Source organism: Candidatus Desulfofervidus auxilii (assembly GCF_001577525.1).
Taxonomy (GTDB): Bacteria; Desulfobacterota; Desulfofervidia; order Desulfofervidales; family Desulfofervidaceae; genus Desulfofervidus; species Desulfofervidus auxilii.
Genome location: NZ_CP013015.1, coordinates 978082 through 993567 on the forward strand (window position 1 = coordinate 978082; position 15486 = coordinate 993567).

The window sequence follows — 15486 nt, forward strand, 5'->3', positions numbered from 1 at the left end:
CCGTGAAAGGAAATTACTTCACGAGAATAAAAATTTTTTTCAGAAACTTCATTGAATCGTTTCTCCCGGAAGTGGACGGGCTGGAAGTAGAAGCCCTTGAGAGACTCCATGTCAAGAACCCACTGTCCAATTTTATCCTACCTCAATCGTTTGATCCTGATCTGGGATTTTTTTTCTGTGCGGATAACACAGTTGGTCTCATGTATGAGCTTCCTCCACTTACCGCTGCAGGAGAAAAAACCGTTCAGGCCCTGCGTGATGGTATCTATAAGGCAGACCTGCCGGAAGATACACTGATCCAGTTCATACTATGGGGGTCGGAATATATAGAACCATTCCTGCAGTCCTACGTGAGCATGCGTCCGGAGGAAAAACGCTGGTTTGTGGAAAGATATGCAGATTTTTACAGAAAACACATCTGGAACGGACCCTTTCCGGAATGGCTCTGTCCCCTGAGAAACTTCAGGCTGTTTTTCGTCCTGAAGCTGCCCTATTCACTGAACCAGTATCAGAAGAAAAAGGAAGAACTCTACCATCTGAGAGAAAGAATTTTCTCCACCCTGAAGGCCGCTGGTTTTACTCCATACAGGGTAAAACCCCGGCAGCTGATTCAGATTTACTATCTGATATTCAATCCCAACCATGACAAAAACCGCTCAGAAAGTCTCCATTATGACCCCGCGCAAGAAATAAGAAAACAGTGCATCATGGGAGATACAGTTATTGAGCAGGATGATGATTATATAAGGGTGGATGGAGTTTACGGTAAGGCTCTCACGGTACAGGCCTATCCAAAAGAAATTGATATTGGCAGGGCAAGAAACCTGGTTGGCAATATAATGGGAAACGATGCCGAGCAAATCAACACTCCTTTTTTTCTGGTACTATGTGCAAGAAGAGCAACCGAGATGGAAAAGAGGAGAATATACGCCAAGGAGGCAGCCACACCAAAAGCAAAGAAGATTTCTTCTTTTTCAAAAAAACACGAAGAGAGAGTGGATGAACTCCTTTACGCAACTAACAGATTAACCCAGGATGGAGTATTCTGGAAATGCTCCCTCATCTGGTACCTCTACCATCCGGATTACCAGTTCCTCACCCGTGCAGTAAACACACTTACTCACTTTGCCCAGGGTTCACACTTTACCCTCCAGGAAGAAATTGCCAACCTACCTCTCTTTCTGGCCTGCACCCCCTTCAACCTCACCCATCCCCTGCTTGACGGTGACGTAAGGGCGACACCCGGGAAAAAACTTGCAAGAAAGAAAAGGACCCTTTCGTTTGGCAGGGCTGCATCGTATCTGGTACACAACTGTACCCATCTTTCACCTGTCCAGGGAGACTGGAGTGGAACACCCACTCCCACACTCCCATTTGTGGGAAGAATGGGGCAGGTGGCATCCATAAGCCTGTGGGATACAAACGCAAGTAAAAACACGGTAATAGTCGCCCCTAGCGGGCTAGGAAAGTCATTTCTTGCCAACCACATTGCCACTCATTACTGGTCACTGAACAGTCTGGTAAGGATTGTAGATGTGGGCTATTCCTATGAGCCTATCTGCCGGCTTTTTAACGGCCAGTTCGTAGAAATTGACCCCGCCAATCCCATTACCATGAATCCATTTTCCGAGGTGAAAGATCTGGATGCAAACATGAGCTTCCTGGTTTCCATCGTCAGCAAGATGATGAAACCAAAAGACCCTGTTTCTGACAGAGAAAGGGGAATCATAGAAAGGGCCATCAGGATGACCTTTGAGAAGTACGGGAAAGAAACCAACATAACAAAAATAAGAGATACCCTGCTTGAAATGCACGAGAGTGAACATGACAAACTCCTGCGGCAGATAGCTGTTGACCATCTGGCACCATGGGTAGAAGGTGGTCAGTACGGCAGGCTGGTCAATGGTAAAAACCAGGTGGATTTCCATAATCCCTTTGTGGTAGTTGAACTCAGCAAATGTGAGACACACGAAACCCTGAAAAGTGTGGTGTTGCTGATGGTCTTTTACCACCTGAGCAGAGAGATATACCACGGTAGTGAACACTTCAAGAAAATCATTATCTGGGATGAAGCCTGGAGATATCTTCATGATGAGGTTGCAGTGGAACAGATAGAAAAGGCAGCCAGGGAGTATCGTAAATTCAATGCTGCGCTGATTATTATCATGCAGTCAATCTCAGACCTTGCCCGCAATGAAAGCACTAAAGTAATTGAGGAAAATAGCGATTTTCTGTTCATCCTTCCGCAGAAGTCAGGAGTGGTAAAGGAAATGGAAAAGACACAGAAATTCGGACTCTATCCTTTTGAATATAAACTTATCAATACCCTGACAACACAGAAGGGAAGGTACTCTGAATTTTTTGCCATAACCTGCAAAAACGGTAACTGGGTGCTGCGGCTTCTGGTTCCTGAAGACATTTACTGGATTTATACCACCGACCCTGACGACAAAGTGCTGAGAAGCATCTTTATGGAAGCAGGCTGGCCGATAGAAAAAATTATGGATAAGTGCGTCCAGATAAAGAAAATCCCCGGACTGCGGGATTTCTGGCAGGAAGTGGCGACGGCAAAGAAAACGGAAGGAAAAGAAGTAGATCTGAACCAACTCCTGAAATACGAGGAGGAAATTCTGCGTAAAAAGGCCCATGGATAGAGACATTATTTCCGTTCTGTTCCACATAGTTATCACCCTTCTTATCAGTTTCCTGGTATCAGTTGCCGTGGTGAAATACCATCAGAATTCCCGAATATGCTATGTATTTGACCTTCAGAAAGCAGTTACCAGAATAAAAAAACTTCCAGATTTTGAAAGAAAACTCCTGGCAATTGAGCAACAGCTGAATACATACAGTCAGCCTGTATTTATCAGAGGAGCAATTCTCAACATGAAAAACCAACGTGTGGAGGATATTACAGATGAGGTGCTGGCAGAAATTATGGTCATCAGCAAGCCAATGTCTGAAAACAGACAGCAAAGGCCTTATTAAGAATATTACAGGAATCATTATTTTTGTAATTTTCTATATAGTCTTCATTCACACTGTGGGATACCCATCCATAAACCTGGATGAATCTCTGCCAGGAAAGCTCTACTGGACATTTCCCCACCCTGACAGCCTCAAGCAGGGAGATACTGTGGTATTCAGATTTAAAGGATCAAAGTACTTCCCCCATGGGGCCATTTTTATCAAAAAGGTTGCATGTATTCCCAAACAGAAACTTGTAGAAAAAAACAGGTGTTTTACCTGTAATGGTAAACCTATCGGCTGTGCAAAAGAAAGGGACAGGAAGGGAAATCCGGCACCACTCTTTAAGTGGAATGGTATTATACCACCGGGAAAGTATTTTGTTGTGGGTATAAGCAGGGATAGCTACGACTCAAAATACTGGGGATTTGTTGATAAAACCGCCATTATAGGAAAGGCTTATAGAATTTTTTAGAAAAAGGAAACCTCTAACTGTCCAAAGATAAATACCGTGAATGGTGCAAGAAATATATTAAAGCAATTCACAACAGCATTTCTTTTCATCATCCTGATGGCTATCTTTGCCTCTGCCGTTTCTGCTGCCACCTATCCCATAGCCGAACCAGACCTGCTTGAAGAGATTAAAAACCGCACTCCCGCAGCAGTAGAAGAACTCAAAAAGAAGATACCTGAACTCAAAGAGAAAGTAAAAAACTACAGACCCCGCGATATTGTCAATCTTCCTCCTGCAGATAAGGATTATTCATACACGGTTGCCCTTACCTATACCCTGCCATTTGATATTCCCAGGGTGGACAGAAACGGAAAAGTAACAGGAATTCTCTATCCAAAAGGCTATACCTTTAATCCCCTGGATTATGTTATTTCTGACCCTCCTACACTGGTAGTCTTCAACGGAGAGAGAAAGGAAGAGGTGGAATGGGTAAAGAAAAACTGGCTTAATAAATCCAATACCATGCTCATTATTACCAACGGAAGCTGGTTTGACCTTGATAACGAACTGGAAAAACCTGTGTTTTATCTTCCTCGCCTGATGAAAGAAAGGCTGAAACTCAAACACACTATTTCAGTAGTCTATAGAGATAAAGAAAAAAGAAGCCTCATGCGGGTGGATGTCCATGCAATTAAGAAAGTCAACTACCCCGCCCTGAAGGGCGGAGCTTGTAGCTCTGTGGTTGACTAGGGAGCTTACAATGCTAAGCAGCCGTTATCTTGGTCACCATACCCTGGGGTGTTCCGCAAGCTCCAGGCTCTATCGCTGGTGGTTAAACAGTCCTGTCGGGGTAGGGACAGTGCTGCCAGCACAACAAAATTTAAAAGGAGTGTTTAAATGAACAAAGCTCAAAGATATTATAAAAACCATAGAGAGAAAATTTTATGTAAGCAAAAACAAAGGCGAAGAACAATTAAAGGTCGTTTGATTAGGATGTATCAAGAGATGGTAAGAAGGCCAAAAGATTCAACAAAACCTTATATTAAAGTTAATGACAGAATCCCTGCCCTAAGGCACTCCATAACCTCTCTACTTTTTCCTGCATACCCATAAACTCACTCATAAAGATTTTAACTCTTTCTTATTACCTATACAGGGGACAAAGGTGCGCAGAGTGATCATAGTAATATCACTGATTACCTTTCTTATTGCCAGTACACCCACACCGGGCCATGCTCTCTTCAGCATGGGATGTCCAGCAAATCCCGCGACCATGTTGATGGTGCTCACAAACTCCATAGCCACACTCTACAACGTACTCCCTATAAAAATCGGCGCCATTCCCATTGCCCCATTTCCGGGTGCCTATGAAACAAAATCAAGCTGGCCGCTCCCCATATGTTTTTGTCTTAGGCCACCTTTATTCATTCCGTTTCCTGGCATGGCCATAAGTCACTGGGAACCTATTGAAGGGTATGAGGTAGTCAAGATACCATTCTGTTTTCCTGCGCTTGGATTCGATATACCCATCACTCAGGCAGTTTCAAGAGGACTTCTGGCAGGAAAGGAAGCTGATAGTTTATCAAATGGAAAACATCAGGCAGCCTTTGCCCAGGTTCACCAGCTTACCTATGAAGTCTGGCGGGTTATCAGGTTGTTCATGGACTTTGTCTGTCTCACCCCAATGGGTGAAATAGATGTTAGCTATATCACAGAAGTTGATCCTTTCTGGCAGAACGACCTTTTAAACGCCATACTCAATGATCCAGCCACGCTCCTGTTTGCAAATCCCATTGCCCAGCTGGCATGTATGGTGGATGCGGCAAGAGCAGCACTGCCAAAGGTGGGAAAGCCCATTGATATACTTTTCTGGTGTATGGGCAGCTGGGGATCTGTCTATCCCGCTACCGGCCACACCGCCGATGAGCAGGGATATACCTGTGGTAACCTGGCAATCGCTAATAAGCAACTCTACCGCTCACTTACCGGAAAAATCATCACCACGGGAAAGCCCACTGTAACGGGTATGTGTCAGCCCTATATCAAACCTTTCTGGAAGAAATCCCAGTACTCATGGCTTCAGCTATTTCCTGTGGTTATGGGAAAAAGGATGCCCATCGGGCGTGCATCAATAACCTGGAGCTATCTCAAGAATCCTCCGGTTCCTGGCAAATGCGACCATTTTGTCTGGATGCTTTACAGAAAAAGAGAATGCTGTGCCTTTTAGGAGGGTTTCGTATGAATAAAAAGATTCTAATTCCATTTCTTATATCTGCAATCCTGATTTTCACCCACCTCGGTGGTTTCTGCGATGAACTGGAGGATGCAAAAAGAGCAGGGGAAAACCTGGGCAATACAGTCAGAGACACACTGGGTAGCCCGGAGGGAATGAACGAGAGAGTGGTAAAGCCGATCATGTCCGGTGAGACACTGATGAAGACGGTGGAAACATCGTATGAGTGCTCAACCAACCACCGTCTCTATATATCTCTTACTGAATGTCAGGAGAAGTGCCCGGGCAATTGCCAGGAATACCAGGGATTCAACGCCCAGCTGGAGTGTCCCTCCGCAGTGGAATTCCTGAAAATTACAGTCATACCATCAGGCACAAACGACTTCAGCATGGTAATCTCTCAGGACACAGATTACGATGGCAATCCAAATTTTACATTCACACCCACCTTTAAGGATTTTGCAGGAAATGACACTCAGTACGCCAGTGGTGTATGCACGCATGGTGTGGTGGTATGCAGTCCGGGAACATGGGACAGGTGTGCCTATTATGCCTGGGGCGTGGATGAAAACAGTCACCTTACCCTATCTCCTGTCTCTGATATGTCAGGTGCAGGACAGTGCTACTGTGTGAACAACTCCTGCGGCGGAGTTCTGCCATCCATGTTTCAGGACGTACTTCAGGACCTGGGGGCAGGAGCCTCCATGGTGCTCGCCCAGGCAAAAAATATTGCGGTCTCAAAGGCAGAATTAAAGCTGGATGAATTATCCATAAGATTCTATGGCCAATCCTCAGATAAATGTGTACACGTGGCTGATCCTACCTATGAACAGGGAAGTTCTGCCTCAAGAACCAATCCCCAGGCTCTGGAGGAAGGATACCAGACAGGCTTTCTACCCGTCGATGAAGAAATAGCAGCACAATCTACAGATCCAGACAGTTATTACAGCCAGCTCAGTGGTTCCACTGCCATGAACGAAGGACACAGGGGATATTTCTGCACAATAACACACGATTTTACAACACAGGAGGTAACCAATGACCCCATTACCGGAACTATCGGCACACCTATACCACCAGCAGGCAATAATTACTGGGGCAAAGGTCTGCATATCATTACAGGACAGGTGGACCTTGGAGATAAACGCATAATAAGTGCCCGTCTTCCTCTGATCGCATATGATGATGAAATCAGGGTGTATGTCAATGAACACCTGGTATATGAAGACTGGCCTATACCTCCACTCACTGACCGTGAGGGAGATGTTCGCTGGTTCGGCTATGATATACCCATTCTACAGTACCTTCATTCAGGCACAAATGAATTCAGGGCAACAGTATCGGTTGGTTCCGATGGTGGTGAGGGATGGTTTACCTATGAAATCATAACCGCAGAACAACAGCCGGTGGTTACTTCCAGTGGAGGGTGCAATCCTTCAGAAAACTGCACTCTCAAAGATGTCCAGATATGTGATTATGCAGGAAACTGTATTTATACCCTGAGAAACGGAGAATCAACAGGTAAAACCCCGGTACCATCCTGCAAGGCATATCAGGACTCCAACAATGGTCACCGCTACAGGATATGTGTTGATGGCACACAGATGACATCAACCGACCTTGATACAGATGAAACCACGGTACTTGCATCAGGAGTTGATATGTGGTGGATGGTGAAAAAAAGATATGACTGCAATGAAAACTATACCTATGATGCAGACCTCAGTCGGGCTACAACAGCACTTCAGACAGCCAATTCCCAGACAGGCACCTATGAAGATCCTGTAATAGGTACAGGCAATATTCCCCTGAATCAGTTTCCCACTGATTACCAGGAATGTGAGATGGTTTGTGCAGTAACCAGAATAGAAACCGATACCACTGCCTATCCACAGCCTGATCCTCTGGATGAAAACAAGGCCACAGCCACCACCAGCGCAACCATGAAGGAATACATCATAAAAAAGTGCACTCAGGATGCTGAAGGAACCTGGCACTGTCCCCTTGAAGAGGGAGAAACCCGTTACAAACCCGTGGATACTGAGTGCGGCTGTATAGATATGTTTTCAGAGGCGGCATCGGCCATGCAGGCCGTATATGAGGCAAGCAGGGATATGATTTGTTCCACTGATCAACCATAAATAAAAGGGGGAAATACGATGAAGAGAAAAGTAAGCACAGCAATTATAGTTGGTTTAGTACTGATTTTTTCAAATTTTTGCTTCAGTGAAAGTCAGCCCATTCAGCCATCTGCTGAAGCTACCTGGCTCACCGTGGGCCAGGTCTACCGGGGTGAAATTACCACAGAAAACCCATCACCGTGGTTCAGATTCAGGGTTTTTGAGAACAGACGCTACTACCTCATGGTTTTCCCTGATTTTGAAAATGGAGCAAATCCGCACGGTATCGGAGATGTAAAAATATCCGCTACTTCAAACCCGGAAACCAACACATTTCAGCTGGATAACAACGATGCACCTGACTGGACAGAAATGGGATTTGGGTCCTTTGTTATGGTTGAGGTAATACCCCACAAAGCAACATGCAGTTATGAAGGCCAGAGATGTGGGCTTAAAAACCAGTTCAGAATTTCACAGGGCGAAGCAGAACTTTATCTGAATGTGCAGTGGGGAGGAGAAACCTACCCGGCCACAGGAACATTCACCATACAGATACTTTCGGATGACATACCCACCATGGAAGTAGAAATCGAGGTGGAAAACCCGGAAACAGAAGAGACAGAAACAAAAACAATTACCGTATATCAATACGGTGCAGATAGAACTACATGGCTTGTAAACGGTAAGGTCACCAAACCGGCCCAGACTCCTATTCTTATAGTTACTCCTGATGCCTTTACTATAACAATGACTGTAAATAACGAACAGCCGGTGTTTGTTGAAACTGACGCCACACAAACCTTTATCATCAGAGTTAAAGCAAAAAAGGGAAGCAATGACCTGAACCTTGAGCAGTTTCTGGTAGTGTGCGAGAGTATAGATGGTAAGTGTTATTACCTTATAGAAGACAGATGGAAGGTCTTTAAAGAAATCAGCGAAATAAGACCTTTCAGGCTGGCTCCTCTTTCAGAAGAGCCGGAAGTCGTGGCTGTGTTCCCGGCCCTCATGCTCCTGCCAGGAGAGGTTACATTCTACTATGGTTATGACCCAATAGCAGATGAGATGCCTGATATGGACATTGCTACATACACATGGGCACAGATTGTTAAAAGGTAAATAAGGGAGGTAAAAATGAAATACAGAGTTCTACTACTGCTACTTACTCTTCTGGTGCTGCCAGGCAGCCAGGACTGTCATGGAAGTATCTTCCTGCCGTATCCAATTCCGCAGGATGCACCGGTAATCACTCCCGGTATGGCTCTGCGGGGAGAAATAACAGAAAATACACCACAGATATACTATCAGTTCAACATCGAACAGAACAAACGCTATTTTTTGCTGGTTTTCACAGAAACCATAGGAGATGTAGAAACATATCTGCTTACTCCCCAGGGTTCGACTCTTGCTGTCAGCAGTGATGCTCCGGAGTGGACACAGATGGGATATGGGTCATTCATGGCAGTAGAAGTGCTACCTGAGGGTGTACCCTTTACGAATAACTCTCCCATCATGCAGATACATGCTGATTGGGATTCACTTTTTTTCACGGTTAAGTGGGGAAAAAATCATCTTCCCAACACAGGAACATTTATTATTGAAGTAGTGGAAGATGAGGTACCTTATGAAAATGGAAGTTATAAATACACAGGCGGAAGGGACACCTGGCCTTTCCAGGGAATAATCCTGCCTCCAGCTTATGTCTATAACGAAGGAGAAACAGGAGAAACCAGCTCAGAAATAACCATAAACGGCGAAAATTATTATTATATAAATCCCTCACTCGATGAAAGCCTGTCAAATATAGAGATAACACTCAACGGTTCTGCCAGCGCACCTGCAGAGTGGTACCTGGCCATCAGGACCTTCCGTGATGGAAAATTCACTCAGTATTACATGGATGAAAACTGGAAGTGGGTTTCATTTGAAACTATTGACCAGGTAAGACCGTTCCTCACTGCTGTTAAAGATATAAATCAGGTCGTAGTCAATATTCCTTCTGTACTGCTCTATCCTGGTGAGTATGAATTCTACTTTGCTGCTGATACCTGTTTAAATCGTGTACCTGACAGGCTCACAACTCTTGCTACGGCAGAACTTGTGAGGGAGAAATAGAGTGAAAAAGGCTGTTTTTCTGATAATCCTTCTTATTGTTACTGCAACCCTGCCACAAACAGGATATTCCGATGAAAATGTCATGAATCTGGTGGAGATTGCCACCGAGGATGCCATGATTACCTATGCCCTGACCGTACAGGAATACAGTCATGATGAATTCATTGATGAATTCTCAGCACCCACTTATCAGTATCACCCGGCATCCATAGAGGATGCAGGAGTAATTACACAAAATTATAGCACTTACCAATATCTCTGGGTTGAAGAGGGACTCTTAACCGTGGCCACCGGTGAACTGTGCACTGAAGAGGAAAATTCATATCTTTGTGCAGGAATACACGTTCCTCTAACCAGCCGTTTTAGAGGGGTGGTAAAGTACATAGAACCAAAAGATATTCCTCCCCCAGCCGAGGAACTGTGTAACAGTATCTGCTATGACCCATCAACAGACACCAGAAATACTCCCTTTAACTCAAACTCCTCAGTTTCAGTGGACTTCTCACTTTCAAGAGGCATGGCAGCAGTGCTGTGGGGTTACTTCACACAGGAAGGATGTGTCATAAAGGGCACTGATGATAACAACCAGGAGGTAATGAGTCTCTGTTACAGTGGTGGAAGCTGGACCTTCACGTTCAAACATCCTGACGGGAATACCTACAGCGTCTCAGCTCCCGCACCGCTGAAAAAGTTTCAGCATGTGGGCTTCTCGGTAAATACAAACTTTATAGGAATAGTAACCAAGGTCTGGGGAGAAGCACAGACACACACCCAGAGGCATGATTTTCCCTACAACCCGTTGAATATGGGTGTAGCAGGCCAGCTTTACACAATTCATGTCTCCACCGCAAGGGGCATATCGGATAGAACCATCGGTGCATACGAAGGATATTTTCTGCCGTCAACAAAATTTGAACCCTTCTGCAGTGATGCCATTGCTGAGTGTCCGTATAACATTGTCGTCAGCTGGGCAAGCCCCTACTGGATTGATTCCAACAGGATGAACTTTGGCGTATTTGTCCAGACCAGCGCAGGGCCTGATACAGTAAGGGGTATGTGTACATATACTGAGTTTTCCAATCCAGCACAGTATACCTGCAACAATAACAGGGGAGATTTGTTTACAAACTCAAGTGACAGGATTGAAGATGGCTCAATAGGTGTGTGGTTTACCCAGAATTACCTTGAGGGAATTGACCCCTATATATGTGATATAACTGGTGAGCAGTATGGTAATCTGCTCAGCTGTGAGGATAACTGTTATAAACCAGGTACCTGCTCCATTGATCCGGAGCATGCCACCTGTCCCTTTGGTTCGCAATATTCATGTAACCCAAGCGGGCAGTGTGAAAGAAGTGGCTACTGTCAGGAAACAACAAAGACAGAACTCAAATATATATGTCCGGCATATCAACACCCTGATAAATATGATGACAAAGAAGAATGCGACGATAACTGTTTTATCGAGACAGAGTGCCAGGAGCAGACTGCCTATCAATGCCCGCTTGACCCAACCCTACCCTGTGATGAGGAAACACATACATGTATAAAAACAGGAACATGCACCTATACAAATCATCCCACTTATACCTATTACTGTCCGATAAACGGCCAGGAGTATGATAATCAGCAGGCCTGTAACGATGCCTGTATTGAACAGGGAGAGTGCCAGGACAGCGGATATTATACCTGTCCTTTTGGAGACCAGTACCCATGTAATAACCAGCACCAGTGCACAAAGACAGGAAGCTGCTCTGAAATAGAGGAGGGGTATAATGTATGGGTATGCTCACTTGATGACAGTGAATATGAAACTCAATCGGCCTGTGTGAGCGGATGTGTTCAAACGGGCACCTGCACTCCACAAACAGAACCTCAATGTAGTAGCTGGTGGTGCGAGGACTGTCCTAATTCCTGTCCAGTCATCGGGAGTGTGGGCGGACATACCTTTTTCATACATACTTATAACTCTTATCATGTGTGTATTGGCTATCTAGGTAATCCCGCTGGCGGCAATGGCTGCACTGGGCACTGTATATCTTATAACCATGACCCACAGTACATCTGGAATTGGCAAGATTGGATGGGGAATAAATATCTTGCCTGGGCAACCTGTAACGCAGATAAAACTCACTGTACCGTTTATGTAAAGTATACACCCAATGGAAGCACTGTCTCCAGGACATTTGCACCCTGTGTAAATGTCACAAAATATAAATGCTCACTTAACAACCAGCTTTATAACACACAGACACAGTGCCTGAATGCCTGCCAGACAACAGGCTCATGTACCCAGGAGACCAGGACCCGTACCCGTTATAAGTGTTCTTTAAATGGGCTAAAATACGACACCCTATCAGCCTGTGAGAGTGCCTGCCAGCAGAGTGCCCAGTGCACCTATCATGCCCAGTGGACATGTTCCCTAAATAACCAGAACTATACAGATATCACCACCTGTAATCAGCAATGCAAGCAGGGAGAGGAGTGTGAGACACACCAGCATGATCATTACAGCTGGGACTGCTCACTTGATGGCCAGGGTTATAGCACTGAAGCAGATTGTGAAGAAAACTGCATACAGGAGGCAGATTGTAATTCATATCTTGAGTATTTCTGTCCAATTAATGAGCAGACCTATCCTGATAGTGAATCATGTGAAAACGCATGTAAACAGCCACAGGAATGTATAGCGGTAAACGTCCCTGTGACAGGTTTTGTTTGCAGTCTGGATGGAGAATTCTATTACACCGAAGGGGAGTGTTCACAGAACTGTAAGGCCATCGCTAACTGCGAGGGGGCATACAGGTGTGACATAAACAATGGGGTCTTTTTTGACGAGGATGAGTGTAAGGAAAACTGTCGTATAAACGGTAACTGCCTTTCAATCGATGAGCATATCAGGGGAGGTGTAATCCAGAACCACTCCCAGGGAGAATATTCTGAAGATTATGCCATGGAACTTAACTCGGTACCTCTTGAAATGACCTTTGAAAAAATTGGATTTTTTAGAGATATTCACTTTAAACTTGGCTATGAGAGCCATAGGCACCCTGACTGGCTTGAAGGAAATTATAACTGTATCTGGAAAGACACAGGTATTATTCCCAACTTCTGCACCGAAGGCCAGGTGGAAACAGATGATGGCTGTTTCAGGCAGATTGCCCATCTCTGCCCTGATGATCACTATGAAATTCCCGATGCCGGCATTCAGGGCACATCTAACGATAAACAGTGGTGGTGCTACCGCTTTGTGGAAGACGCCTCATGCTGGGAGGATGATGAAACACAGTTTGGCAATGGATGTTATATCTTTGCCAGCCCGGCACATCCCACAATATGCCCATCAGGTTCAACCCTTATACCATGGCCGGAGCAAAACTATATGTGTCTCTTCCAGCAAAACCCCTTTACAGACCCTTACTGTCCTCCAGGCCAGCAGGCCTATGAAGGAAACTGTTACTATACAGCTACCCCTACCTGTCCTTCAGGCTGGACAAGAAATGGGGGAATCTGCGAAAAAACAGAAGATGCCTGTCCACAGGGCTATGACTATATCCTGTTTAATGTAATATGTCGGTCTGGAAATACCTTTGCTGACCCATCTGACGGCACCTGTAACGGTTGTCCTGCCGGGTATAGCTGCCTCACAAATTATGAGGTCTGTTACCAGCAAACTGCCTCATCACCCCCATGTCCCTCTGGACAATATGAATATTACGACCTTTGCTTTTATACATCAGCTCCTTCCTGTAGTTCTGGCTGCAGCAGAGATGGAGGTACCTGTAACTGCACCCAGAGTGCGTGCCCCGCTGGTTATGACTACTTTGCAGATATGGATATTTGTTATCAGTGGACACAGGTTGCCTGTCTGCCCGGTTACACCTGGAACGGTTCAAGTAGTCTCTGCGAAAAATACGAGGAGGCACAATGTACCAGCGGTGAAAGAAAGAACGACCCCGAAACCGGAGAGGCAGGATGCTATATCTTTAAGAGACATATTTATTGTCGAACCCAGAATCCTGATGACCCCTGCACGTATGGAAATCTGGTATTCTACCAGGATGATTGTTACTGTAAGTCAGAGCCAAATTGTGATAATCTGAATGAAGACGTCATTATAGGCACCACACATAAAAATCCTGATACCTGCTGGGCACTGGACCATAAGGTATGCCCGGCTGATAACCAGTTTAAAGACAGAGGAGAATTGAAGAGTGAAGATAGATGCCTGGAAAAGGTGCTCTGTCCTGAAGAAGTCAACAAACCTGCTTCGGCAGGGGATACTACCTGGACACTGGCAAGGGTGGCTGCCTACCAGAACTTTGGCAGCACTGAGTCCATTGGTCTAAGAGGGGAATATACAGATACTGAAACAGGCATTACCTACGGCATATCTCTGCCCACAGGACAGACTGTAGGAGAATCAGGATTTGCCTCATGTCCCCTTGGAAATGGCAGTAAATGCCAGGAAATCATTCCTTTTTACTGGGCATGTGGGTCGGAACACCAGTGCGATGCCTGTTTTGCCCCACCACTCAATCCCTATTATTCCATCACCAGGGTAAAGGCTGTTAATCCTACGGCAGGACCATATTATGGAATTACACTGGATACATACACTTACAATCAGGCACAGACCCTGGCCTCGGAATACAATGGATTCTTACCCGAAGACTCAGATGCTGCAAATCTTGCTTCACTCTTTAGTGGAGTTTCTTACTGGAAAGAAGGCCAGCCCTCAGAGGACGAAACAGAGCACAGGGCGGTGATTATAAAATGGAACAACCTGGGTACAGTGGGATTCTATGCCCGCTGTGTCTATGACGATAACAAAGACCCTCTCTGTCCGGGATTTCTGGTTGAATGCCAGAATGGAGAGTGCCCGTTCACTGATGACCAGGGAAATCCGCTTCCCTGTCAGCCTTATGAGGGAGGGCAGTACTGCAGTCCGTTTAAATGTAACAGTCTGGTTGACCCTGCCAATATACCCGAACCTGATGAAGGAGAAGAAAACGATAAAAAGGATGATGGCACCATTGATGAGTATGGAAACTGTCTTGGCACCATCTATATATTCAACGGGCAGACCATATTCTGCCGTGATAACGGAATTAAAACCCTTGGTGTGGACTGCTGTGCAGACCCGGGTGGGAATTTTCTCTTTTTCAAGATGAAGTGCAACGAGCAGGAAGTACAGCTGGTTGAGGCCAGAAGGCATGGTATGGCCCATAAGGTGGGAGAGTTCTGTGCTCTGAAGATTTTTGGTATCTGCTTCCAGCCAAAACAGTCCTGGTGCGTATTTAAGTCCATGCTGGGAAGAATTATTGCAGAACAGGGAAGACCACAGATAGGTAACGGTTTGCATGGTGAGGGTTTCGGCCCATCGTGCAGCCCATCCAACCCGGATGCCTGCTGGGGAAGTGCGAAATCTCCTGACTGCCGTGGATTTACACCGGAGGAGTTCCAGAGACTGGACTTCTCAAAGATAGACCTCACAGAATTTTACGAGCATATCAAGACCAGGGCTGAATCTGACATTCAACAAAAAACACAAGAAAAAGCCATGGAACAGCTACAGCATTACTACTAGGGGAGGATAT

The 15486-nt window shown here is 45.4% G+C and carries 11 protein-coding genes; 10 read left to right on the forward strand and 1 reads right to left on the reverse strand.

Annotated elements, in window-relative coordinates:
• Positions 1 to 2 precede the first annotated feature (2 nt).
• From HS1_RS05045 to HS1_RS05065, 5 genes are all read left to right on the forward strand, one after another.
• Positions 3 to 2654: a TraC family protein gene (locus HS1_RS05045; RefSeq protein ID WP_066061837.1), complete on the forward strand. Its 2652-nt coding sequence runs from the start codon at positions 3 to 5 to the stop codon at positions 2652 to 2654.
• Positions 2647 to 2988 carry a hypothetical protein gene (locus tag HS1_RS13075; RefSeq protein ID WP_066061840.1) on the forward strand — a complete coding sequence of 114 codons (342 nt, stop codon included), beginning with the start codon at positions 2647 to 2649 and terminating at the stop codon, positions 2986 to 2988. Before HS1_RS05045 ends, HS1_RS13075 begins: the two co-directional genes overlap by 8 nt.
• A complete protein-coding gene (gene lepB, locus HS1_RS12805; RefSeq protein WP_082757629.1) occupies positions 2918 to 3442 on the forward strand; it encodes a signal peptidase I in 525 nt (174 codons plus the stop codon). The genes HS1_RS13075 and lepB overlap by 71 nt, the downstream gene beginning before the upstream one ends.
• Before the next feature lie 96 nt (positions 3443 to 3538).
• A complete protein-coding gene (locus HS1_RS05060; protein WP_156469396.1) occupies positions 3539 to 4171 on the forward strand; it encodes a hypothetical protein in 633 nt (210 codons plus the stop codon).
• A gap of 147 nt (positions 4172 to 4318) precedes the next feature.
• The gene (locus HS1_RS05065; RefSeq protein ID WP_066061849.1) at positions 4319 to 4534 is read left to right on the forward strand and encodes a hypothetical protein; all 216 of its coding nucleotides are present in this window, start codon (positions 4319 to 4321) and stop codon (positions 4532 to 4534) included.
• 6 nt (positions 4535 to 4540) lie between these two features.
• Here the strand turns inward: HS1_RS05065 and HS1_RS13350 are convergent, their stop codons facing one another.
• Positions 4541 to 4720 (reverse strand): hypothetical protein, encoded by a 180-nt coding sequence (locus HS1_RS13350; RefSeq protein WP_172793616.1) that lies wholly within the window; start codon positions 4718 to 4720, stop codon positions 4541 to 4543.
• Here HS1_RS13350 and HS1_RS05070 point away from each other — a divergent pair.
• Genes HS1_RS05070 through traN form a run of 5 tightly spaced genes read left to right on the forward strand, consistent with a single transcriptional unit; the run spans position 4701 to position 15476 of the window.
• A complete protein-coding gene (locus HS1_RS05070; RefSeq protein ID WP_245670049.1) occupies positions 4701 to 5648 on the forward strand; it encodes a TraU family protein in 948 nt (315 codons plus the stop codon). The genes HS1_RS13350 and HS1_RS05070 overlap by 20 nt on opposite strands.
• 11 nt (positions 5649 to 5659) lie before the next feature.
• Complete coding sequence (locus HS1_RS05075) at positions 5660 to 7795, forward strand: hypothetical protein (RefSeq protein ID WP_066061855.1); 2136 nt, start codon at positions 5660 to 5662, stop codon at positions 7793 to 7795.
• Positions 7796 to 7813: 18 nt separating this feature from the next.
• Complete coding sequence (locus HS1_RS05080) at positions 7814 to 8890, forward strand: hypothetical protein (protein ID WP_066061858.1); 1077 nt, start codon at positions 7814 to 7816, stop codon at positions 8888 to 8890.
• Positions 8891 to 8905: 15 nt separating this feature from the next.
• Positions 8906 to 9886: a hypothetical protein gene (locus HS1_RS05085; protein WP_066061861.1), complete on the forward strand. Its 981-nt coding sequence runs from the start codon at positions 8906 to 8908 to the stop codon at positions 9884 to 9886.
• Position 9887: 1 nt separating this feature from the next.
• On the forward strand, positions 9888 to 15476 hold the full coding sequence (traN, locus tag HS1_RS05090) for a conjugal transfer protein TraN (protein WP_066061863.1): 5589 nt from the start codon (positions 9888 to 9890) through the stop codon (positions 15474 to 15476).
• The last annotated feature ends 10 nt before the right edge of the window (positions 15477 to 15486 follow it).

What these genes read in the sequence shown, in the direction of transcription:
- HS1_RS13075 (WP_066061840.1), top strand. Translation starts at nt 2,647, where the DNA reads ATGGATAGAGACATTATTTCCGTTCTGTTCCACATAGTTATCACCCTT.
- lepB (WP_082757629.1), top strand. Translation starts at nt 2,918, where the DNA reads ATGAGGTGCTGGCAGAAATTATGGTCATCAGCAAGCCAATGTCTGAAA.
- HS1_RS05060 (WP_156469396.1), top strand. Translation starts at nt 3,539, where the DNA reads ATGGCTATCTTTGCCTCTGCCGTTTCTGCTGCCACCTATCCCATAGCC.
- HS1_RS05065 (WP_066061849.1), top strand. Translation starts at nt 4,319, where the DNA reads ATGAACAAAGCTCAAAGATATTATAAAAACCATAGAGAGAAAATTTTA.
- HS1_RS05070 (WP_245670049.1), top strand. Translation starts at nt 4,701, where the DNA reads ATGGTGCTCACAAACTCCATAGCCACACTCTACAACGTACTCCCTATA.
- HS1_RS13350 (WP_172793616.1), bottom strand. Translation starts at nt 4,720, where the DNA reads ATGGAGTTTGTGAGCACCATCAACATGGTCGCGGGATTTGCTGGACAT.
- HS1_RS05075 (WP_066061855.1), top strand. Translation starts at nt 5,660, where the DNA reads ATGAATAAAAAGATTCTAATTCCATTTCTTATATCTGCAATCCTGATT.
- HS1_RS05080 (WP_066061858.1), top strand. Translation starts at nt 7,814, where the DNA reads ATGAAGAGAAAAGTAAGCACAGCAATTATAGTTGGTTTAGTACTGATT.
- HS1_RS05085 (WP_066061861.1), top strand. Translation starts at nt 8,906, where the DNA reads ATGAAATACAGAGTTCTACTACTGCTACTTACTCTTCTGGTGCTGCCA.